The organism is Streptomyces sp. NPDC001941, assembly GCF_040296945.1.
In the GTDB taxonomy this organism is placed as follows: Bacteria; Actinomycetota; Actinomycetes; order Streptomycetales; family Streptomycetaceae; genus Streptomyces.
On the sequence record NZ_JBEOYE010000005.1, the window covers coordinates 75006 to 95729 of the forward strand.

At 73.1% G+C, this 20724-nt stretch carries 19 protein-coding genes; 12 read left to right on the forward strand and 7 right to left on the reverse strand.

The annotated features are described in order from the left end of the window. Positions 1 to 63: 63 nt before the first annotated feature. The 3 genes from ABT160_RS06555 to ABT160_RS06565 all read right to left on the reverse strand — a co-directional run bounded on the left by ABT160_RS06555 (position 64) and on the right by ABT160_RS06565 (position 5459). Positions 64 to 1866, reverse strand: coding sequence for an ABC transporter substrate-binding protein (locus tag ABT160_RS06555; protein ID WP_351644360.1), 1803 nt, complete (start codon positions 1864 to 1866; stop codon positions 64 to 66). 82 nt (positions 1867 to 1948) lie between these two features. Beyond that, the gene (locus tag ABT160_RS06560; RefSeq protein WP_351644363.1) at positions 1949 to 2983 is read right to left on the reverse strand and encodes an ABC transporter permease; all 1035 of its coding nucleotides are present in this window, start codon (positions 2981 to 2983) and stop codon (positions 1949 to 1951) included. Positions 2984 to 3329: 346 nt separating this feature from the next. After that, positions 3330 to 5459, reverse strand: coding sequence for a S9 family peptidase (locus ABT160_RS06565; RefSeq protein ID WP_351644366.1), 2130 nt, complete (start codon positions 5457 to 5459; stop codon positions 3330 to 3332). Between the two features lie 157 nt (positions 5460 to 5616). Here ABT160_RS06565 and ABT160_RS06570 point away from each other — a divergent pair, with 157 nt between their 5' ends. From ABT160_RS06570 to ABT160_RS06605, 8 genes are all read left to right on the forward strand, one after another. Beyond that, a complete protein-coding gene (locus ABT160_RS06570; protein WP_351644367.1) occupies positions 5617 to 5811 on the forward strand; it encodes a hypothetical protein in 195 nt (64 codons plus the stop codon). An 87-nt stretch (positions 5812 to 5898) separates the two neighbouring features. Beyond that, the gene (gene mshB, locus ABT160_RS06575; protein WP_351644369.1) at positions 5899 to 6786 is read left to right on the forward strand and encodes an N-acetyl-1-D-myo-inositol-2-amino-2-deoxy-alpha-D-glucopyranoside deacetylase; all 888 of its coding nucleotides are present in this window, start codon (positions 5899 to 5901) and stop codon (positions 6784 to 6786) included. Then, the gene (locus ABT160_RS06580) at positions 6783 to 7145 is read left to right on the forward strand and encodes a DUF6113 family protein (RefSeq protein ID WP_351644372.1); all 363 of its coding nucleotides are present in this window, start codon (positions 6783 to 6785) and stop codon (positions 7143 to 7145) included. The genes mshB and ABT160_RS06580 overlap by 4 nt, the downstream gene beginning before the upstream one ends. Positions 7146 to 7275: 130 nt before the next feature. After that, positions 7276 to 9420: a hypothetical protein gene (locus ABT160_RS06585; protein ID WP_351644375.1), complete on the forward strand. Its 2145-nt coding sequence runs from the start codon at positions 7276 to 7278 to the stop codon at positions 9418 to 9420. Positions 9421 to 9625: 205 nt separating this feature from the next. After that, positions 9626 to 10570 (forward strand): ABC transporter ATP-binding protein, encoded by a 945-nt coding sequence (locus ABT160_RS06590; protein ID WP_351644378.1) that lies wholly within the window; start codon positions 9626 to 9628, stop codon positions 10568 to 10570. Beyond that, positions 10567 to 11307, forward strand: a complete 741-nt coding sequence (locus ABT160_RS06595; protein ID WP_351644380.1) for an ABC transporter permease — start codon at positions 10567 to 10569, stop codon at positions 11305 to 11307. The genes ABT160_RS06590 and ABT160_RS06595 overlap by 4 nt, the downstream gene beginning before the upstream one ends. Positions 11308 to 11372: 65 nt before the next feature. After that, a complete protein-coding gene (locus tag ABT160_RS06600; protein ID WP_351644687.1) occupies positions 11373 to 12503 on the forward strand; it encodes a sensor histidine kinase in 1131 nt (376 codons plus the stop codon). Further along, positions 12500 to 13114: a response regulator transcription factor gene (locus ABT160_RS06605; RefSeq protein WP_351644381.1), complete on the forward strand. Its 615-nt coding sequence runs from the start codon at positions 12500 to 12502 to the stop codon at positions 13112 to 13114. Before ABT160_RS06600 ends, ABT160_RS06605 begins: the two co-directional genes overlap by 4 nt. Before the next feature lie 359 nt (positions 13115 to 13473). On the opposite strand, the gene ABT160_RS06610 is transcribed toward ABT160_RS06605, so the two are convergent. Further along, positions 13474 to 14304 (reverse strand): transglutaminase family protein, encoded by an 831-nt coding sequence (locus ABT160_RS06610; protein ID WP_351644383.1) that lies wholly within the window; start codon positions 14302 to 14304, stop codon positions 13474 to 13476. Positions 14305 to 14309: 5 nt separating this feature from the next. Further along, positions 14310 to 15308 carry a GNAT family N-acetyltransferase gene (locus ABT160_RS06615; RefSeq protein WP_351644386.1) on the reverse strand — a complete coding sequence of 333 codons (999 nt, stop codon included), beginning with the start codon at positions 15306 to 15308 and terminating at the stop codon, positions 14310 to 14312. A gap of 116 nt (positions 15309 to 15424) precedes the next feature. On the opposite strand from ABT160_RS06615, the gene fdxA reads away from it, so the two are divergent. Continuing rightward, positions 15425 to 15745, forward strand: a complete 321-nt coding sequence (gene fdxA / locus ABT160_RS06620; RefSeq protein WP_351644388.1) for a ferredoxin — start codon at positions 15425 to 15427, stop codon at positions 15743 to 15745. Positions 15746 to 15845: 100 nt separating this feature from the next. Further along, positions 15846 to 16943: a succinyldiaminopimelate transaminase gene (gene dapC / locus ABT160_RS06625; protein WP_351644390.1), complete on the forward strand. Its 1098-nt coding sequence runs from the start codon at positions 15846 to 15848 to the stop codon at positions 16941 to 16943. A gap of 75 nt (positions 16944 to 17018) precedes the next feature. On the opposite strand, the gene ABT160_RS06630 is transcribed toward dapC, so the two are convergent. After that, positions 17019 to 17498, reverse strand: coding sequence for an ATP-binding protein (locus ABT160_RS06630; RefSeq protein WP_351644393.1), 480 nt, complete (start codon positions 17496 to 17498; stop codon positions 17019 to 17021). 369 nt (positions 17499 to 17867) lie between these two features. Then, entirely contained in the window at positions 17868 to 18758 is an 891-nt protein-coding gene (locus ABT160_RS06635) for a hypothetical protein (RefSeq protein WP_351644394.1), read from the reverse strand. Between the two features lie 30 nt (positions 18759 to 18788). Here ABT160_RS06635 and dapE point away from each other — a divergent pair, with 30 nt between their 5' ends. Both dapE and ABT160_RS06645 read left to right on the forward strand, forming a co-directional pair. Then, positions 18789 to 19868, forward strand: a complete 1080-nt coding sequence (gene dapE / locus ABT160_RS06640) for a succinyl-diaminopimelate desuccinylase (protein WP_351644396.1) — start codon at positions 18789 to 18791, stop codon at positions 19866 to 19868. 71 nt (positions 19869 to 19939) lie between these two features. Next, entirely contained in the window at positions 19940 to 20686 is a 747-nt protein-coding gene (locus ABT160_RS06645; RefSeq protein WP_351644399.1) for an LOG family protein, read from the forward strand. Positions 20687 to 20724: the final 38 nt, after the last annotated feature.

Here is a 20724-nt window from a genome sequence, read left to right on the forward strand (position 1 = left end):
CCGGTTCGGGCGGTGCGGGTCCGCGCCGGTGCGGGCGCGGACCCGGTGGGTGTGCGGGCGGCGCTACTTGACGTAGACGCCGGTCGGGTCCGCCGTGCCGTACACGGAGTGGTACTTCACGCCGCCGAGGCCGGAACCCCACAGCGAGTACTGGGTGTTGTAGAAGATCGGCACCGCCGGGACGTCGTCGGTGAGGATCTTCTCGGAGAGCTTGAACCACTCGGGCGCGGCCGCGTCGATGTCCTGGACCTTGTTGATCCGGTCGATCTCCGCGTTGACCTTCGGGTCGTTCAGCAGCCAGTAGTTCTGCGAGCCGTCGGAGATCTGCCGGCCGTCGAAGAGCGGCGGCACGACGGTCGAGCCGACCGGCCAGTCCGCGCCCCAGGACGCCCGGTGGATGTCGATCTTCTTGTCGACCTTGGAGATCTCGTCACGGAAGTTGTCCGGGTCGATCTCCTTCTTCTCCACCTTGAACCCGGCCTTCTCCAGCGCCTGGGCGACCACCACGGAGACCTTCTGGTAGATCTCGTCGTTGCGGTAGGCGTACACCAGCTCGTAGCCCTCGGCGCCGGCCTCCTTCAGCAGCTGCTTCGCCTTGGCCGTGTCGCCGCCCGCGTACTTCTTCTTGCCGAACGGGTCGGTGTCCTGCCAGCCGGCCAGCGACGGCGACATCAGGTTGCCCGCCACCACCCCGCCGGTCTTGCCGCCCACCTGGGCCAGGATCTGCGCGCTGGGCAGCGCGTAGGCGATGGCCTCGCGCACCCGCTTGTCCTTCACCCGGCGGGTGTTGATCGCCATGTAGTCCTCGTACGGCTGGACCTCGCGGAAGGACCGGGACTTGGTGCCCGGGTCGTCGAGCACCGACTGCGCGGTGTCGGTGGTCACCGCGTCGGAGAAGGACATGGCGGTCTTGTCGGAGCCGCGGTCGGCGAGCAGCCTGCGGGTGGTCTCGGCCTCCTCGCTGCCGAAGCTGATCTGGAAGCCGTCGACGTACTGGTGGCGGATCGGGTCGGTGTCCGCCTTCCACTGGGTGTTCTTGACCATGGAGATGGACTTGCCGGTCTTGATCTCCCCGAACTTGTACGGACCCGAGGCCAGCGGGCGCTTGTTGTAGGGCTCGCCGGGGTCCTTGCCGGGCGCCGAGGGCACCGCGCCGATGTTGGGCATGGCCATCGCGTACGGGGCGTCGGGGTGCGCGGTGCGGAAGTGGAAGACGACCGTCTTCTCGTCCGGGGTGTCGAGCACGGACGCGGGCAGGTGCTTGCCCTTGTACGGCCCGTCGGGCAGCGCCTTGCGGAAGTCCTGGCCGTCACCGGAGAGCCACTGCGGCACGTACAGCGGGCCGTCGGTGGCCCAGCTCGCGTACAGCCGCTCCACGCTCTGCCGGACGTCGGCCGAGGTGATCTTCGAGCCGTCCTCCCAGGCGAGTCCGGACTTGAGCGTGTACGTCCAGGTCTTCCCGCCGTCGGAGGACCTGCCCGGGTCGGTGGCCAGGTCGCCGACCAGGGTCACCTTCCCCTTCTCGTCGATCTTGTAGCCGGTCAGCGAGCGGTTGTAGAGCAGCTGGTTGGTGAGGGTGTCCGAGTAGTAGATCTCGGCAGGGTCCAGGTAGTTGAAGGCCGCCAGCTGGAGCACGTTGACCGTGCCGCCGCTCTTGGCGCCCTTCACCGCGGGGGCGGGGCCCTTGGAGTCGGCGGCGTTGCCGATCCGGTAGTTCCCCGCCTTGTTCTTGTCCGGGCCCGTCGCCCCCTCGCCCTTGCCGCCCCCGCCGCCCCCTCCGCCGCTGCTGCAGGCGGAGAGGAGCAGCGCCCCGGTGGCCAGAGCCACGGCCGCCAGCCGTCCTCTGCTCAACAGTTGATCACGCATGGGGAGTTGCACCTGCCTGTCCGTCGTTGCTGCCCTGAGCCTGGACCGAGCTGAGCTGTGCACGTGCTGCCGAACGGCCTTGCTAGACCCGGGACCTGGGGTCGAAGGCGTCCCGGACGGAGTCCCCGAGCAGGTTGAAGGCGACCACGAAGACCACCATCGCGATGCCGGGGAAGAACATGTAGGTGATGTCGTCGTGGTAGTACGCCGCGCCCGCGCGGAACATCCGGCCCCAGTCGGGCGTGGGCTCGACGATGCCCACGCCGAGGAAGGAGAGCCCGGCCTCGATGGTCACGAAGTTGGGCAGCATGAGCGTGGACTGCACCAGGATCGGCGTCCACAGGTTGGGGAGCAGCTCCTTGCGGATGATCCGCCACGGCGAGGCCCCCGAGACCCGCGCCGCCTCGATGAACTCCCGCTCCCGCAGGCTCAGCACCTGCCCGCGCAGCAGCCGGGCCAGCGCCATCCAGCCCAGCGCCCACATCACGATCACCAGCGTGACCACCCGCAGGTAGGTGGGCGTCTCCCGCTCCGGGCTGACGAACAGGGCGTACACCACCGGGGTGAAGGCCACGAACGACAGCTGAGAGGGGAAGGCGAGCAGCAGGTCGATGAAGCGGCCCAGGAAGTAGTCGGTGCGCCCGCCCGCGTACCCCGCGACCACGCCGACCACGATCCCGGTCACCGTGCAGAGCACCGTCACCACCAGGGCGATCAGCAGCGAGGTCCGGATTCCGTAGATCAATTGGGTGAACACGTCCCGGCCGAGCTGCGGTTCGATTCCGAACCAGAATTCGGAGTCGATTCCGCCGTTGGGCTTCACGGGGTAGGAGAACTCGTTGAGCAGCCCGGGACGGTCGAGTCCGTAGGTGGTGTAGGGGTCCTTTCCGTACAGCCACGAGATCACCGGCGCGAGTGCGGCCACCGCGATGAAGAACAGCACCACGTAGGCCGAGACCACCCCCGTGCGGTCGCGCTTGAAACGCCGCCACATCAGCTGTCCCGGCGAGCGCCCCGGCAGTCGGCCGGCGTCCTTCCCGACGGCGCCCGGGATCAGCGCGGGATCGGTCGATGGTGCGTCAACTCCGGCCGCACCGGCCTGAGACGGGCTGCTCATCGCGTCATGTCCCCCGACAGTCGTGGCGCACGCTCGTGGTTCGGGATGAGCGGACTGTGGCAATGGCGGTCTACGCCAGTCAAGGGTCCGGCGGGGAAAGGTGTGGTAGCCACGCGCATCTTGAGCGAAGGTATGGCGGATCGTCGTGACGGCGTGCTTGACAGCGGATGCGGCCGGGCGACATCGGAGGAAAAATGCGCATCGCCTTCGTTAACAAGAAGGCAATCGAACCGACGCGGCACCGATATACGGAACGGCCACGCTGAACAACGTACGGCCGTGCGGGTGCCGTTGACCGGCCGGGGCGCGCCATGTCGCCCCGGCCGGTCGCCCGTTCCGCGGAAACCTATCCGATCTTCAGCGAGCGCTTCAGGAAATCGACCTGGAGCAGCAGCAGGTTCTCCGCGATCTGCTCCTGCGGCGTCATGTGGGTCACCCCGGTCAGCGGCAGCACCTCGTGCGGGCGGCCCGCCGCGAGCAGCGCCGAGGACAGCCGCAGGGTGTGCGCCACCACCACGTTGTCGTCGGCCGTGCCGTGCACCAGCATCAACGGCCGGTGCGGCTCGGCCGGTTCGGAGAGCAGACCGTCCTCGGTGACCAGCGAGCTCCTGCGGTACGCCTCCGGCTGGGCCACCGGGTCGCCCAGGTAGCGCTCGGTGTAGTGGGTGTCGTACAGCCGCCAGTCGGTCACCGGGGCGCCCGCCACCGCCGCGTGGAAGACGTCCGGGCGGCGCAGCACCGCCAGCGCGGCCAGGTAGCCGCCGTAGGACCAGCCGCGCACGCCCACCCGGCCCAGGTCCAGCGGGAACTCCCCGGCGAGCGCGTGCAGCGCCTCCACCTGGTCGTCCAGCGTCACCGTCAGGTCGTCCCTGATCGCCTTCTCCCAGCCGGGTCCGTGCCCGGGCGTGCCGCGCCCGTCGGCGACGACCACCGCGAAGCCCTGGTCCGCGAACCACTGCGAGGTCAGGTGCGGGTTGTGCGCCGCGACCACCCGCTGCCCGTGCGGGCCGCCGTAGGGGTCCAGGAGCACCGGGAGCGGCCCGTCGCCCTCGCGGTGGCCGGTGGGCAGCAGCACCGCGCACGGCACCCGCCGCGGGCCCGCCGTGGTCAGCCGCACCCGGGGCGAGAGCACCGGCGTCTGGGCGTGCGAGACCACCACCGCCTCCCGCTTGCCCTCCCGCAGCACCCGCACCCGCGTCCCGGGCTCCTCCGGCCGCGCCGACGACAGCAGCGTCACCGCGCCCGAGCGCACCGCCGAGTGCACCCCGGGCCCCTCGGAGATCCGCTCCGCGCCCAGCTCGCTGACCCGGTACACGTGGACCTGCCCGACCTCCGCGTCGGCCGCCTCCGCCCCGGCCGACGCCTGCACCAGGACGTCGGGACCGCCCGCGTCCAGGACCGCCCGTACGTGCAGCCGGCCGCCCGTCAGCGTCCGGTCGCCCACCGCGAGCACCCGCGCCCCGCCCTCGTCCGCGATGCGCACCAGCCGCCCGTCCGGCGTCCAGGCCGGCACCCCGGGCAGCAGCTCCAGCCAGACCGCGTCCTCGTCCACGTGCACCGTCCGGGTGGTCCCGCGGTCCGGGTCCACCGCCAGGTACGCCTGGGTGCGCTGGTCCCGCGCCTGCACGAGCAGCAGCGGCGCCCCGGCCGCCGACCAGTGCACCCGCGCCAGGTACGGGTAGCGGGCCCGGTCCCAGCCGACCTCCACCCGCGAGCCGTCCAGCCCGTACGCGTACAGCCGCACCTCCGCGTTGGCCGTGCCCGCCGCCGGGTAGCCGACCCGGGCCGGCTCCCGGTCCGGGTGCGCCGCGTCCGCGATCCACCACTGCCGCACCGGCGACTCGTCGGCCCGCGCCACCAGCAGCCGGTCCGACTCCGGCGACCACCAGTGGCCGCGCAGCCGTCCCATCTCCTCGGCCGCGATGAACTCGGCCAGTCCGTAGGTCACTTGGGGTCCCTCGGGCTCCGCCAGCGCCCGGTCGCCGGTGCCGTCCGCGCCGACCACGCGCAGCGCGCCGTCGCTCACGTACGCCACGTGGCGCCCGTCCGGGGAGGGCCGCGGGTCGATCACCGGTCCGGCGACCGGGAGTTCGGACGCCGTGCCCGCCCGCAGCTCAGCGGTGAACAGCCGCCCCGACAGGGCGAACGCCGCCAGCTCCACGGCCGCGTCCACCGCGTAGTCGACGATCCCCGCCGAGCCCTCCCGGGAGCGCTCGCGGCGCGCCCGCTCCCGCTCCGAGAGCTGCTCGTCGGCCCCGCCGAGCAGGGCGGCCGGGTCCGCGGCCAGCCGCTCGCGCGACTCGCCCTCAAGGTCAAGGACCCAGAGTTGATGGGTGCGTTGGGTGCCCGAGGGGGAGCGGAGGAAGACCACCCGGAGGTTGTCGGGGGAGACGGTGAACGCCCGGGGCGCACCGAGGGCGAAGCGCTGGGTCCTGGCGAACTGCCTTGGGAAGGAGAGCTGCTGCCTCGAGGTCATGCGACCGAATCTAGGGCCTGTGCGCCCCCGTGTGCTGCCGTGCACCGATCGATGCGTTGGCACGGATAGTTATGATCCGTAGCGCTAGGTGGGTATGAACCTGCTGGCAGTCGCATGCTGACCGTTTCAGTCCGGATATGTATGGAGGTGAACCGCCGTGGCACTCTCGATTTCGGCGGTGGTGCTGCTGGCGATCGTCGTCTTCCTGCTGGTCCGGAAATCCGGACTCAAAGCCGGACACGCGGCGGTCTGCGTGCTGCTCGGCTTCTACCTGGCGAGCTCGTCCATCGCCCCGACCATCAGCTCGCTGACCACGAACGTGGCGGGGATGCTCGGCGGCATCAAGTTCTGAGCCCGCGGCTCCCGCCATCGGGTTCAGGGCCCGCGGCTCCCGCCATCACGTTCTGAGCCCGCGGCTCCGGCCTCGTAGGCTGGGGCCATGACGGATCTTCCCGCCCGTCGTCTGCTCCTGGTGCACGCGCACCCCGACGACGAGTCGATCAACAACGGCGCGACCATGGCCCGGTACGCGGCCGAGGGCGTGCACGTCACCCTGGTGACCTGCACGCGCGGTGAGGAGGGCGAGGTCATCCCGCCCGCCCTCGCCCACCTCGCGCCCGACCGGGACGACACGCTGGGCCCCCATCGCGTCGGCGAGCTCGCCGACGCGATGGAGGAGCTGGGCGTCACCGACCACCGCTTCCTGGGCGGACCCGGGCGCTTCCGCGACTCCGGGATGATGGGCGCCGAGCAGAACCGGCGCCCCGGCGCGTTCTGGAACACCCCCGTGGACGAGGCCGCCGGGTACCTCGTCGAGGTGATCCGTTCCGTACGCCCCCAGGTCCTGGTCACCTACGACCCCGACGGCGGCTACGGCCACCCCGACCACATCCAGGCCCACCGGGTCGCCACCCGGGCCGCCGAACTGGCCGCCGACCCCGCCCACCGCCCGGACCTCGGCCCGGCGCACGCCGTCGCCAAGCTCTACTGGAACCGCGTCCCGCGCACGGTCGCCGAGGAGGCCTTCGCCCGGCTGCGCGCCGCGGCCCCGGACTTCCCCGGCGTCGCCGCCCTCGACGACGTGCCCGGCGTCGTCCCCGACGAGCGGATCACCGCCGAGGTCGACGGCACCGCCTACGCCGCGCGGAAGGCCGCCGCGATGCGCGCCCACGCCACCCAGGTGGCCGTCGAGGGGCCGTTCTTCGCGCTCTCCAACGACCTCGGCCAGCCGATCTTCACCACCGAGTACTACGAGCTGGCGCACGGCACCAGCGGCGCGCCCCGCGGCGAGCGCGAGCACGACCTGTTCGCGGGGGTGGAGGCGTGAACACCTTCACCCCCGGCCGCGGCGCCGCCTACCTGCTGCTCGCCGTGCTCGGCTTCGCCGTCGGCCTGGCCGGCTCGCTCGTCCAGGCGGCCTGGCTCCCCGGCGGCCTGCTGCTCGCCCTGCTCGCCTCCGCCGCCCTCTTCCACGCCGGCGTGCGCGTCACCGGCAACCAGCTCGGCGCGGCCGCGCCGGTGGCCGGCTGGCTCGGCGCCGTGGTCTGGCTGAGCCTCGGACGCCCGGAAGGGGACGGGGTGTTCGGCGGCGGGATCGGCGACCTCGTCTTCATCCTCGGCGGGATGGCGGCCGCTGTGATGTGTGCCACGATGACGCGGCTGCCGCAACCGATCCGTCCGGAATGACCGTCCCCCCTCTTCCCGAGCTCGTGGGGTACGGGGCGTTGGCGGCCAGTATGGTGGTGCGCTGCCGAGCCGCCGAGACAGAGCGAGTCCTTGTAAGAACGGGCGGCGGAGCCAACCGGGAGAACCTGCTTTGAGTCGTGAAACTGACAGTTCGTCCTCCGGCCCCCAGGGGCGGGGTGGAGCCGCGTACCCGTCGGGGACACCGCCGTACGGGACCGACGCGGTGAGTGCGCCCGCGCAGCCGGAGGAGAAGAAGACCGAGACCACGCTCACGACCAGGATCCGGATCAACATCCCCGGGTCCCGGCCGATCCCCCCGGTGGTCATGCGCACCCCGATGAGCGACCTCGACGACGCTCCGGAGCAGGCCCCGGCCGAGGCGCCCGCCGCCCCGCCGGAGCCGCGGCCCCAGGCCGCCGAGGAGCCGAAGCCGACCAGCGACTGGTTCGCCCCGCGCAAGGCCCCGGCCGCCGACCGGGCCGAACCGGCCCCCGCACCGCGTGACATCCCCGGGGTGCCGCAGGCGTACGAGGCGTACGACGAGCCGGGCGCCGACCCGTCGACGGGGTCGTACCCGCTGCCCGGCACGGGCGGGGACACCGGTTCGTACGCGCTGCCGGGTACCGACCGGTCGACCGGTGCGCACCACGTCCCGGGCCTCGACCCGGACACGGGCTCGTACCCGCTGCCGGGGGACACCGGCTCCTACCCGCTGCCGGGCGGCACCGGTTCGTACCCGGTCCCGGGCGTCGACCAGTCCACCGGTGCGCACCACGTCCCGGGCCTCGACCCGGACACGGGCTCCTACCCGGTCCCGGGCACGGGCGGGCCCGCCGGCTCCTACCCCGGCCCCAGCCTCGACGCCGACACCGGGACGCAGCAGATCCCGGTGATCGACCCGCTGGCCCCGCAGGCCCCCGGCATGCCGTACTTCTCCGACGGCCCGCAGGGCGGCCCGGTCCCGGACCGCGCCGAGCCGCCCGCCGGGCCCACCACGGGCCCGGTCGCGGGCAGCACCCCCATGGGCGCCCCGGCCACCCCGCCCGGCGCCCGCGCCAAGGCCCCGGCGCCGAACCCGGCCCAGGCCCCGAATCCGGCCGCCGGGTACGCCGGCGGTGCCCCGCGGCTGTCCGACGACACCGCGGTGCTCACCCCGCAGCGCCCCGCCCCCGAGGGCGGCCCCGACCAGGGTCACGTCTCCGGGGACACCCTGACCAGCGGCATCCCGTTCGTCCCCGACGAGCCCCGCCCGCAGGCGCCCGCTCCGGCCCCGGCGCCCGCCGCCCCGGCCGCCGCCACGCCGCCCAAGGCCGCGCCGTCGAAGAAGAAGGGCCGCTCCAAGCTGGTCCTGCTCGGCGCGGGCGTCGTCGGCCTCGCCGGTGTCGCCTACGGCGCCGGCCTGCTGATGAACCACTCCGACGTGCCCAAGGGCACCTCGGTGCTCGGCGTCGACATCGGCGGCGGCAGCCGCGACGAGGCCGTCGCCAAGCTGGACGCGGCCGTCGGCAAGCGCGCGGCCATGCCGCTCCAGCTCACCGTCGGAGGCAAGAAGGAGCAGCTCAGCCCGGACAAGGCGGGGCTCTCCCTGGACAGCCAGGCCACCGTGCGCGGGGCCGCGGGGAGCGACTACAACCCGGTCTCCGTGATCGGCTCGCTGTTCGGCGGCGAGCGCGAGGCCGAGGCCGTGCTGCCGGTGGACGAGGAGAAGCTGGGCGTCGCGCTCGCCGACCTGGCGGGCGTCGCCGGATCGGCCAGCGAGGGCACCGTCACGTTCGAGCCGAACAAGGTCACCGCCGTGCCCGGCAAGTCCGGTCAGACGCTGGACGTGCAGAAGTCCATGGCGTCGGTGCGCGACGCCTTCTTCGCCCAGGTGAAGTCGGGCAAGCCGGTGCCGGTCGAGCTGCCGGTGGCGACCCGCGAGCCGACGGTCACCAAGGCCGAACTGGACCGGGCGATGAAGGAGTTCGCCAAGCCCGCGATGTCCGGCAACATCAAGATCGTCGCCGGTGCGAAGTCCATCGAGTTCGGGCCGTCCCGCTCGCTGCCGCAGATCCTGTCGATGAAGGCGGTCAACGGCCGGCTGGTCGAGGTCTACGACAAGAAGGCGATCGACCGGCTGCTCGACGGCGTCTTCGACGGCATCATGATCACCAAGGGCGACGGCAAGAAGCACCAGGTGTCGGCCGACGACGTGGCGTTCGCCATGCAGACCGCGCTCAAGGGCAAGACCCGCGCGGAGCGCACGGTCACGATCGACCTCGACCCCAAGGGCTGACCCGCCCGACCCGTCCCGTCCCCGGCCCTGGTCCGAGCGACGGGGCCGGGCGCCCACGAGGGGCCCGCGGCCACGCGCCGCCGGGCCCCTTCCGCGTACCGGCGGCTCAGCGGTGCCGTCATACGGGCGGCATGACATCTGTCATCCGCGAGTCACGACCCGCGACACTGACCCGGGCACCCCCCCGCGCGGTGATCCTGGACGCATGACGACGAAGACCGACCACCCGGTGGTGAGCTTCCGCGGCGTCGACAAGCGCTTCGGACAGGTCCACGCGGTGGACACCCTCTCCCTGGAACTGCACCCCGGCGAGACCGTCGCCCTCCTCGGGCCCAACGGCGCCGGCAAGTCCACCACGCTCGACCTGCTGCTCGGCCTGCGCCTGCCGGACACCGGTGACGTACGGCTCTTCGGGCTCACCCCCGAACAGGCCATCAAGCAGGGCAAGGTCGGGGCGATGCTGCAGAGCGGCGGCCTGATGGAGGAGGTCAGGGTCCGCGAGCTGGTCCGGCTGGCCTGCGCCCTGCACCCGCACCCGTACCCGGTGGACGAGGTCCTGGACCGCGCGGGCGTCACGCAGATCGCCGACCGCCTGGTCAACAAGCTCTCCGGCGGCCAGGAGCAGCGCGTGCGCTTCGCGCTCGCCACCGCGGGCGCCAACGACCTGATCGTGCTCGACGAGCCGACCACGGGCATGGACGTCACCGCCCGCCAGGCGTTCTGGGCGACCATGCGCGAGCAGGCCGACCAGGGCCGTACGGTCCTGTTCGCCACCCACTACCTGGAGGAGGCCGACGCGATCGCCGACCGCGTCCTGGTGCTGCACCGGGGCCGGCTGATCGCCGACGGCACCGCCGCCGAGATCAAGGCCAAGGCGGGCGCCCGCCGCATCGCCTTCGACCTGGAGGGGCCCATCGACGAGCGCGCCCTGCGCGACGAACTGCCCGCGCTGGTCTCGCTGTCCGTCTCCGGGCACACCGTCCGCATCCAGTCCCAGGACGCGGACGCCACCGTCCACGCGCTGTACGGGCTCGGCGTCTACCCGCGCAACCTGGAGGTCGCGGGCCTCGGCCTGGAGCAGGCCTTCCTCGCCCTCACCAACGCCGAAGAGAGCGCCACCGGCGCCGTGAAGGAGGCTCCGGCCGCATGAACACCCTGGTCAAGCTGGAGATCACCCGCACCCTGCGGAACAAGAAGTTCATGTTCTTCTCGGTGGTCTACCCGACGATGCTCTACCTGATCTTCGTCGCCACCAACCAGGGCGACCAGGTGATCGCGGGCACCGGCCTCACCTTCAAGGCCCTGTACATGGTCTCGATGGCGTCCTTCGGCGCGATCACGGCCGTCCTGATGGGCAACAGCGAGCGGATCGCCAAGGAGCGCGAGAAGGGCTGGGTGCGCCAGCTGCGGCTGACCACGCTGCCCGGCCGCGGCTACGTCCTCGCCAAGATCGCCAGCGCCGCGGTGGTCTCCCTGCCCTCCATCGTCGTGGTCTTCCTGGCCGCCGCACTGGTCAAGGGCGTCCGCTTCGAGGCCTGGCAGTGGCTCGCGCTGACCGGCGCGATCTGGGCCGGCTCGCTGGTCTTCGCCGCGCTCGGCGTCGCCATCGGCTACATCGCCAGCGGTGACGCGGTCCGCCCGATCACGATGATCATCTACTTCGGGCTCTCCATGCTGGGCGGCCTGTGGTGGCCCAGCGCGATCTTCCCGCAGTGGCTGCAGAACATCGCCGAGTGGCTGCCCACCCACGCCTACGCCGGGCTCGGCCAGGCCATCGAGATCGGCAACGCCCCCGGCGCCAAGGACGTGGCGATCCTCGCGGTGTACTTCCTGGTCTTCGCGGGCGGCGCCGCCTGGCTGTACCGGAAGGACACACTGAAGGCGTGAACACACGAGCCCCCGACCCCGTGGAGGAGCGCACCCGCGTCTCCCCGCTGATCGGCCGCGCCCCCATGAACCGCCGCCAGGCCCTCGTCAAGCTGGGCTGGATCGGCATCTGGCTCGCCTTCATGGGGGCGCCGGTCAGCGACCTGTTCGACCGGGAGCACGCCCCCCTGGCCACCGCGCTGGGCTGGGCGGGCCTGGTCGTCTTCGTGACGGTCTACCTGACCCTGGTGTTCGTGCACACCTCGCGGCCGGTGCCCGCCCCGCTGGTGCGCGCGACGCTGCTGTTCCTGCTCGTGCTGGCCGTGGTGCTCTCGCTGTCGCTGGGCTCGGAGTGGCTCGTGCTGTTCGTGTACGTCTCCGTGTCCTGCGGGGCCGTGCTGCCGATGGGCCTGGCGCGCTGGGCGATCCTGGTCGTCACGGCCCTGATGGTGGCCATCGGGATGCGCACCGACGACCCGGCCGGGATCCTGGGCGCGGTCACCATCCCGGCCCTGCTGGGCGGCTTCTCCATGACCGGGGTGCGGCAACTGGTGCGTACGACGGTGGAGTTGCGCGAGGCCCGGGCCACCGTCGCCCAGCTCGCCGCCAACGAGGAGCGGCTGAGGCTCGCCCGCGACCTGCACGACCTGCTGGGCCACTCGCTCTCCCTGATCACGCTCAAGAGCGAGCTCGCCGGACGGATGCTGCCCGCCCACCCCGACCAGGCGGCCCAGCAGGTCGCCGACATCGAACGGGTCAGCAGGCAGGCCCTGGTGGACGTGCGCGAGGCCGTCACCGGCTACCGCAGGCTCACGCTCCCCGGCGAACTGGCGGGCGCCCGTACCGCGCTGGCCGCCGCCGGGATCGCCGCCGACGTGCCCACCGGCGCCCCGCCGCTCGCCGAGGACCGGGAGGAGGCGCTCGCCTGGACGCTGCGGGAGGCCGTCACCAACGTCGTACGGCACAGCGGGGCGCGCCGCTGCGTCGTCGGGATCGACGAACGCCAGACCCTGGACGGCCGGTTCACCGAACTGACCGTGACCGACGACGGCCGCGGCGCGGCGGGCGGCAGCACCCCCGGCAACGGCCTCACCGGCCTGCGCGAACGCCTGGAGGCGGTCGGCGGCGCCCTGGACGCCTCCGGCGGCCGTTCCGGCTTCACCCTCACCGCACGCGTCCCCCTGGAACCCGGCCACGACCTAGGATCCGACGCATGACCCGCCCCACCAGACTCCTGCTCGCCGAGGACCAGTCCATGGTCCGCGAGGCCCTCGCCGCGCTCCTCGGCCTCGAACCCGACTTCGAGGTCGCCGCCCAGGTCGCCCGCGGCGACGAGGTCCTCGCCGCCGCCCGGGAGCACGCGGTGGACGTGGCGCTGCTCGACATCGAGATGCCCGGCATGACCGGGATCGAGGCCGCCGCGGAGCTCCAGCGGGAGCTGCCGGACCTGAAGGTGGTCGTGCTCACCACCTTCGGCCGCCCCGGCTACCTGCGCCGGGCCATGGAGTCGGGGGCCGACGCCTTCCTGGTCAAGGACGCCCCCGCGGCCCAGCTCGCGGACGCGGTGCGCCGGGTGCTCGCGGGGGAGCGGGTCATCGACCCCACCCTGGCAGCCGCCGCCCTGGCGGAGGGCGCCAACCCGCTGACGGACCGCGAACGCGACGTCCTGCGCGCGGCCGCGAACGGCGCCACGAACGCGGAACTGGCGGCCGAACTCCACCTGTCCCAGGGGACGGTGCGCAACTACCTCTCCACGGCGATCCAGAAACTGACGGTCCGCAACAGGGCGGAAGCGGTAAGGGTGGCGAGGGAGAAGGGCTGGCTGTAGGGAGCGGGACTCCGGGGCGCAGCCCTCGGCGAGCTTCGGGGCACACCCCTCAGGGGTGCAGGGGCGCAGCCCGCGAGGAGCTTCGGGGCACAGCCCCCAGGGGGTGCAGGGGCGCAGCCCCGCGGGGGTGCAGGGGGCGAAGCCCCCGCAGGGGGTCCGGGGGCGAAGCCCCCGTAAAACCTTCCCCCTCCACCGCCGGAGGCTTTCGGGAAGGGGCGGGGAGGGGAACCCCAAGGCCCGCACCCGGAGGCCCACCCCCGCGCACCCGCCCCGAGCCACACGACGCCCCGCACCCCGATACGCCCCGCCCCCGCGAGGCTCCGGCACCCCGATACGCCCCGCCCCCGCGAGGCCACCCCCTAGTTCAGCAACGCCCGCGCCGCCCGTGCCCGGCGCCGGATCGCGTCGGCCGTGGCCGGCTCCACCACCGCCACCACCTCCGCGTACGCCTCCATCTCCGCCGCCCCCGTCAGGAAGTCCCCGCGCTGGATCAGCAGTTGGGCGCGCTCGTAGCGCAGGCGGGCGGGGTGCGAGGGGAGCAGCAGGGACAGCTCCACCGCCCACAGCGCCACGTCCGCCCGCTCGGGACGGGCCGCGGCCCACGCCCGTACGTTGTTCAGCACCCGCCGCACGATGTCCAGCGGGTCCGCCGGGCTCAGCATCGAGGGGTCGAGGGCCGCCCCGGTCGCCCCCGCCACCAGGAGTTCCGCGTCCCCCGGCGACAGCGCGCGGCCGCCCGCGAACGGGTCCGCGAGCACCTGCTCGTCCGGGTCGCCGAAGCCGACGACGAAGTGGCCCGGCAGCGCCACCCCGTACACCGGCGCCCCCGCCCTGCGGGCCACCTCGATCCAGACCACGGAGAGCAGGATCGGCAGCCCCCGGCGCCGCCGCAGCACCTCGGGCAGCAGCGACGACTCCAGGCGCTGGTAGTCGGCCGGGGTGCCGTGGAAGCCGCAGCGCCCGCCGAGGAGTTCACCGACGGCCGCCGCCCAGGCGCGGGCCCCGGAGAGCCCGAAGGGCAGCAGCCCGGCGAGGCGGTCCAGTTCGATCTGGGCCTCGTCCAGGCCGTGGCGGCCCAGCGCGGGGTCCGCCTCGGCGCTCACCAGGAGGCACAGGGTCGCCAGGTCCGGCCGCTCGGCGCGGGCCTCCTCGGCGAACAGCCGCCGCCCGCCGGTCGATTCCGGGTGCATGACCCTCACGTACCCGCTCGGGGAGATCGGAAGTGGTGGTACCGGTGGTGGACGGCGAAGCCCATCGCCTCGTACAGCCCCCGCGCCGCGTCGTTGTCCGTCTCCACCTGCAGCCACGCCGCCGACGCGCCCTCGTCGAGGGCCCGCCGCGCCAGCGCCGCCATCACGGCCTTCGCGAGGCCCCGGCGCCGCAGGCCCGGGTCGACCTCCACGGCGGCGAAGGACGCCCACCGGCCGTCCACCACCAGGCGGCCGATCGCGTCCCCGTCGGCCACCCGGGCGAACCAGACCGAGGCCCCCGCCGTCAGGACCGCGCGCACGTGCGGCCCCGGCTCGCCCCCCGCGCGGTTGTAGCGGCGCAGCCACCCGTCCCCGGGTTCCCGCTCCAGCACCACGCCCGACACGTCCGCGTCCAGGTCGCCGACCGGCGCCAGGCCCGCGACGCGGACCTCGGCCGACACCTCGCGGGTCCAGCCGCGCTCCTCCAGGGCGGCGCAGAGCGCCTCCTGGGTGCCCTCGGCGCCGGTCGAGGCCTGGACGTACCCGGGCAGTCCGCGCGCGGCGTACCAACGGTCCACCGCGGCCAGCGCGTCGTCCAGGTCCGTGCCCGGATCGCCGAGCGGCAGCGCCGAGTTGGCCCTGCGGGTGAATCCCGACGCGGCGCGCAGGGTCCACTCCCCGAGGGGTTCGCTCTCCACCGGCCGCCAGGCGCGGGCCTGGGAGGCGGCGAGTTCGGCGAAGGAGGCGGCGGGGCCGCGCCGGCGCGCCGGTGCGGCGGGCACGACCTTCCCCGCGACCAGGGCGGATTCCGCGATCCGGACGCCCTCTCCGGTACGTCGTGTGACCAGCAGCACACCGTCGGTCCATGATGTGAGAACACCGACCGTGTCGGTGAACTTCTCCGGTCCGCTTCCAGAACCGCTCAAGGCCCGGACGGAGACCCTTTTGCCCATGTCAGCGGCGGTGATGCGGACCTCAAGGCGTCCTCCCGCGGTGAATTCCACAGCTCTCTGCGCCCCTCCTGTTCGGATCATGCCCCGGAACGGAGATACTAGGGGCGGGCATCGACGACGCCGCGCTCCCGCGCGAGAGCCAAGCCCTACCGAGGAGGAACGACAGCGTGACCTACGTCATCGCGCAGCCTTGTGTCGACGTCAAGGACAAGGCCTGCATCGAGGAGTGCCCCGTCGACTGCATCTACGAGGGCCAGCGGTCCTTGTACATCCACCCGGACGAATGCGTCGACTGCGGAGCCTGTGAGCCGGTGTGCCCGGTCGAGGCGATCTTCTACGAGGACGACACCCCGGAGGAGTGGAAGGACTACTACAAGGCGAACGTCGAGTTCTTCGACGACCTCGGTTCGCCCGGTGGCGCGTCCAAGCTCGGCCTGATCGAGCGTGACCACCCCTTCGTGGCCGGCCTGCCGCCGCAGAACGGCTGACGGACATCCGGCGGTCCCGCACGGCTCGCCGCCGTGCGGGGCCGCCGCGTTTCGTACGCACGAGAACGCGTTTCGTACGCACGAGAAAGTGAGCACCCCCGTGAGCGCAGTCTCCTCGCGCCTCCCCGTCTTCCCCTGGGACCGTCTGGAGCCCTACAAGGCCACGGCCGCCGCCCATCCGGACGGCATCGTGGACCTGTCGGTGGGCACCCCGGTGGACCCGGTGCCCGAGCTGGTCCAGCGCGCGCTGGTCGCGGCGGCGGACTCGCCCGGCTATCCCACGGTGTGGGGCACCAAGGAGCTGCGCGACGCGCTCACCGGCTGGGTGGAGCGCCGCCTGGGCGCCGTCGCGGTGCGCCACGAGAACGTGCTGCCGGTGGTCGGCTCCAAGGAGCTGGTGGCCTGGCTGCCGACCCAGCTGGGCCTGGGCGCGGGCGACCAGGTGGCCTACCCGCGGCTCGCCTACCCGACGTACGAGGTGGGCGCGCGGCTGTGCGGCGCGGAGCCGGTGGTGTACGACGACCCGGTCGCCGACCTCGACCCGGCGCGGGTGCGGCTGCTGTGGCTCAACTCGCCGTCCAACCCGACCGGCCGGGTGCTCGCCAAGGACGAGCTGGTGCGGATCGTGGCCTGGGCCCGCGAGCACGGCGTCCTGGTCTTCGCCGACGAGTGCTACCTGGAGCTGGGCTGGGAGGCCGAGCCGGTCTCCGTGCTGCACGAGGACGTCTGCGGCGGTTCGTACGAGGGCGTCGTCGCCGTCCACTCCCTCTCCAAGCGCTCCAACCTGGCGGGCTACCGCGCCGCGTTCATCGCGGGCGACGCGGACGTGCTCGGCGAGCTGCTGAAGATCCGCAAGCACGGCGGCATGATGACCGCCGCCCCGGTGCAGGCGGCCACGGTCGCCGCGCTCGGCGACGACGCGCACGTGGCGGAGCAGCGCGAGCGCTACGCCGCGCGCCGCGCCGCGCTGCGCGAGGCCCTGGAGCGGCACGGCTTCCGCATCGAGCACAGCGAGGCCAGCCTCTACCTGTGGGCGACGCGGGACGAGGGCTGCTGGGAGACGGTGGCGCACCTGGCCGAGCTCGGCATCCTGGTGGCGCCGGGCGACTTCTACGGCGAGGCGGGCGGGCGCTTCGTGCGGGTGGCCTTCACGGCGACCGACGAGCGGGTGGCCGCGGCGGTCAAGCGCCTGGCCTGAGGCAAGCGTACGCGGAAGGGCCCGGGGAGTTCGTGATCCCCGGGCCCTTCCGCGTACCGCCGTGGTGCGGGCGGGTCAGCCGCCCAGCGGCAGGCCCTTGACCGGCAGCTGGCCGGTGGGCAGGCCGCCGCCGGGCAGGCCGCCCTTCAGGGCGTCGGTGGGCAGGCCGCCGCCGGCCACCGGCAGGCCGCCCTCGGTCGCGGCACCGGCGGTCTCGCCGAGGATGTCGCCGGCGCTGCCCGCGGCCTCACCGGCGGCCTTCTGCGCGGCGGGGGTGGCCGTCTTGCCGGCCTTGCCGAGGGTCTTGCCCGCGGTCGGGACGGTCTTCTTGACCGCCTTGCTGCCCGCGTCGCCGGCCAGACCGGTCGCCTTCTGCGCGGCACCGTCCACGGCGCCGCCGAGGGCGTCCCCGTCCAGCTGCGTCAGGCCGCCCAGGTCGGGGGCCTTGGGGAGGTCCACGGCGCTCGCGGAGCCGGCCGCACCGACCACGGGGGCTGCGCCCGCCGCGACCAGCAGCGCGACACGGGCGATCCGGCGGGTCAGGGGGAGGGACATGGTGCTCCTTCGAATGGGGACGTTTGGTGTCCGGCGTTCGGACGTGTCCGGCGTCCGGACGCAGTGACAACACCTCGGAGGGCGGGGGAGGTTGCGGTGGCCCCGGGTAAAGAGTTGGTAATGCGTCGCATTATCGGCAGGGGATGAACACGGACAAAGGGCGTCATCGAATTCCGCCGGAGGAACCGTCACTTCCCTTTGCTGGCAAGGGAATTGGGGATTTCGCCGCGCGGGCCCCGGACGGCCGGGTGAAACGTCGCCCCGGCGAGACGCCGGGTGACTCCGTGGAGTGAGCACCCAAACGCGTGAACGGCCCGGTATTCGACGGAGTTCGAAGGAGGACGTTCCGGAGAGCCCCCTCCGGACGTCCTAGCGGGCCACTTCGAGACGCACCCCGGGACCCTTGTCGGGGCCCTCGACCCACCCCCGCGACGACTGCGCCGCGCGCCAGGTCCGGTTCCCGAACGAGACCTCCGACAGGTGCAGCCCCTCGGCGTTGGCCACCGCCCAGCGCGCCAGCTGCCGGCCGCGCCGCTCGGCGTCCTCGCCGGTCACCGGCAGCGTGATCCGGCCGCCCGCGGGCGCGCCCGACGCCCCGCGGCGCGGCTCGGCCAGCACCCCCGCGCCGAACGAGCGGGCCAGCTCCGAGCGCACCCGCGCCGGGTCGCCCGCCGTGGCGTCGCCCAGCGTCTCGCAGGTCAGGGAGGTGTCCGGGCGGCCGGTCAGCGCGGCCGCCAGCAGCGTGGCGTCCGGCTCGTGCTTGGCGTACGCCTGTGGGAAGCCGCTGCGCTGCACCCGCTGCGCGGCCACCGTCAGCGGCAGCCGCGAGTAGCCCGGCACCTCGGCGAGGTGCTCGTAGAACTTCCCCGCCGAGAACACCGGGTCCATGATCTGGCGCTGGGTGCCCCAGCCCTGCGAGGGGCGCTGCTGGAACAGGCCGAGCGAGTCCCGGTCGCCGTGCTCGATGTTGCGCAGCCCCGACTCCTGCAGCGCGGTGGCCAGCGCGATCGCCACGGCCCGCTCCGGCAGGCCGCGGGTGGTGCCGACCGCGGAGATCACCGCCGCGTTGCCCGCCTGCTCCGGCGTCAGCTCGTAGCGCTGCCCGTCCGCGGTCACCGCGCACCGGCGGCCGCTCTTGCCGCCCGTCGCGTACTGCGCCGCCACGTAGCCGACGAGGGCGAGCAGCACGGCGAGCGCCGCCGCGAGACGGACGCGGCGGCTCCGGCGGGGGGACGGGGCGGAGCTGGACACGCAGCCCACCGTACTGGAGCCCGCGTTAGGGTCGGCACCATGGCTGACACCGCACTCGACCTCGCCCTGGACGGCCCGGCCCTGACCGCCGCGCTCGTCGACTTCCCCTCGGTCAGCGGCACCGAGGAGCCGCTGACGGACGCGATCGAGGAAGCGCTGCGGGCCCTGCCCCACCTCACCGTCGACCGGTACGGCAACAACGTCGTGGCCCGCACGAACCTGGGCCGCGCCGACCGGGTCGTGCTCGCCGGCCACATCGACACCGTGCCCATCGCCGACAACGTGCCCTCGCGCCTGGACGAGGACGGCGTGCTGTGGGGCTGCGGCACCAGCGACATGAAGGCCGGCGTCGCCGTCCAGCTGCGCATCGCCGCCACCGTCCCCGAGCCCAACCGCGACCTCACCTTCGTCTTCTACGACAACGAGGAGGTCGCCGCCCACCTCAACGGCCTGGGCCACGTCGCCGAGGCCCACCCCGAGTGGCTGGCCGGCGACTTCGCGGTCCTGCTCGAACCCTCCGACGGCGAGGTCGAGGGCGGCTGCCAGGGCACCCTGCGGATGCTGCTGCGCACCACCGGCGAGCGCGCCCACTCCGCCCGCAGCTGGATGGGCTCCAACGCCGTCCACGCGGCCGCGCCGATCCTGGCCAGGCTGGCGGCCTACGAGCCGCGCCTGCCGGTCATCGACGGCCTGGAGTACCACGAGGGGCTGAACGCGGTCGGCATCACCGGCGGTGTCGCCACCAACGTCATCCCGGACTCCTGCACCGTCACGGTCAACTTCCGCTACGCGCCCGATCGCACCATGGCGGAGGCCGAGTCGTTCGTACGGGAGTACTTCGCGGACTGCGGCGTGGCCGAGTTCGTGGTCGACGACCACACCGGAGGGGCGCTGCCCGGGCTGTCCCACCCGGCCGCGGTGGAGTTCATGAAGGCGGTCGGCGGCCGGGCCAGGCCCAAGTTCGGCTGGACCGACGTGGCCCGCTTCAGCGCCCTCGGCGTGCCCGCGGTGAACTACGGGCCCGGCGACGCGCTGCTGGCCCACAAGGTGGACGAGCGGGTGGCCGTGGAGAAGGTCACCCACTGCGAGAACCGACTCCGCACCTGGCTGACCACCTGAATTTCGCTGTTTGTCACGTCTGTGGACCTACCCTTGCGGCAACCGTACGGATCAAGCGGAGGGAGCAGTCCATGGGCAACCCCGAGAGCGCGAGGCCGGAGGAGCAGAGGCTCGGACCGGTGCTGCGGCGCAGGGAGCAGGTGCAGCCGGGCACCACGGATCAGCGCCTCCTCGACAGCGAGGGCGACTCCGAGTGGGTGCACACCGACCCCTGGCGGGTCATGCGCATCCAGTCGGAGTTCGTGGAGGGCTTCGGCGCGCTCGCCGAACTCCCCAGCGCGATCAGTGTCTTCGGGTCGGCGAGAACCCCCGCGGACACCCCGGAGTACGAGGCGGGCGTGCGCATCGGGCGCGCGCTCGTCGAGGCGGGCTTCGCGGTGATCACGGGCGGCGGCCCGGGCGCCATGGAGGCCGCCAACAAGGGCGCGCGCGACGCCAAGGGGGTCTCGGTCGGCCTGGGCATCGAGCTGCCCTTCGAGCAGGGCCTGAACCCGCACGTCGACATCGGCGTCAACTTCCGCTACTTCTTCGTCCGCAAGACGATGTTCGTGAAGTACGCGCAGGGGTTCGTGGTCCTGCCCGGCGGGCTCGGCACCCTCGACGAGCTCTTCGAGGCGCTGACGCTGGTGCAGACCCGCAAGGTGACCCGCTTCCCGATCGTGCTGTTCGGCACGGAGTACTGGAGCGGGCTGGTCGACTGGCTGCGCGACACGGTCGTCGCGCAGGGCAAGGCCTCCGAGAAGGACCTGCTGCTGTTCCACGTCACGGACGACGTGGACGAGGCGGTCACCCTGGTCACCAAGGAGACCTCCAGGTAGCAGGCGGTACGCGTACGGGGCGGGCGCTCTTCCGGGCA

Excerpts from the sequence above, each read along its gene's own strand:
- ABT160_RS06565 (WP_351644366.1), bottom strand. The coding sequence starts at position 5,459 with ATGACCTCGAGGCAGCAGCTCTCCTTCCCAAGGCAGTTCGCCAGGACC.
- ABT160_RS06610 (WP_351644383.1), bottom strand. The coding sequence starts at position 14,304 with ATGCACCCGGAATCGACCGGCGGGCGGCGGCTGTTCGCCGAGGAGGCC.
- ABT160_RS06555 (WP_351644360.1), bottom strand. The coding sequence starts at position 1,866 with ATGCGTGATCAACTGTTGAGCAGAGGACGGCTGGCGGCCGTGGCTCTG.
- ABT160_RS06590 (WP_351644378.1), top strand. The coding sequence starts at position 9,626 with ATGACGACGAAGACCGACCACCCGGTGGTGAGCTTCCGCGGCGTCGAC.
- ABT160_RS06560 (WP_351644363.1), bottom strand. The coding sequence starts at position 2,983 with ATGAGCAGCCCGTCTCAGGCCGGTGCGGCCGGAGTTGACGCACCATCG.
- ABT160_RS06600 (WP_351644687.1), top strand. The coding sequence starts at position 11,373 with ATGAACCGCCGCCAGGCCCTCGTCAAGCTGGGCTGGATCGGCATCTGG.
- dapE (WP_351644396.1), top strand. The coding sequence starts at position 18,789 with ATGGCTGACACCGCACTCGACCTCGCCCTGGACGGCCCGGCCCTGACC.
- mshB (WP_351644369.1), top strand. The coding sequence starts at position 5,899 with ATGACGGATCTTCCCGCCCGTCGTCTGCTCCTGGTGCACGCGCACCCC.
- ABT160_RS06630 (WP_351644393.1), bottom strand. The coding sequence starts at position 17,498 with ATGTCCCTCCCCCTGACCCGCCGGATCGCCCGTGTCGCGCTGCTGGTC.
- ABT160_RS06595 (WP_351644380.1), top strand. The coding sequence starts at position 10,567 with ATGAACACCCTGGTCAAGCTGGAGATCACCCGCACCCTGCGGAACAAG.
- ABT160_RS06605 (WP_351644381.1), top strand. The coding sequence starts at position 12,500 with ATGACCCGCCCCACCAGACTCCTGCTCGCCGAGGACCAGTCCATGGTC.
- ABT160_RS06645 (WP_351644399.1), top strand. The coding sequence starts at position 19,940 with ATGGGCAACCCCGAGAGCGCGAGGCCGGAGGAGCAGAGGCTCGGACCG.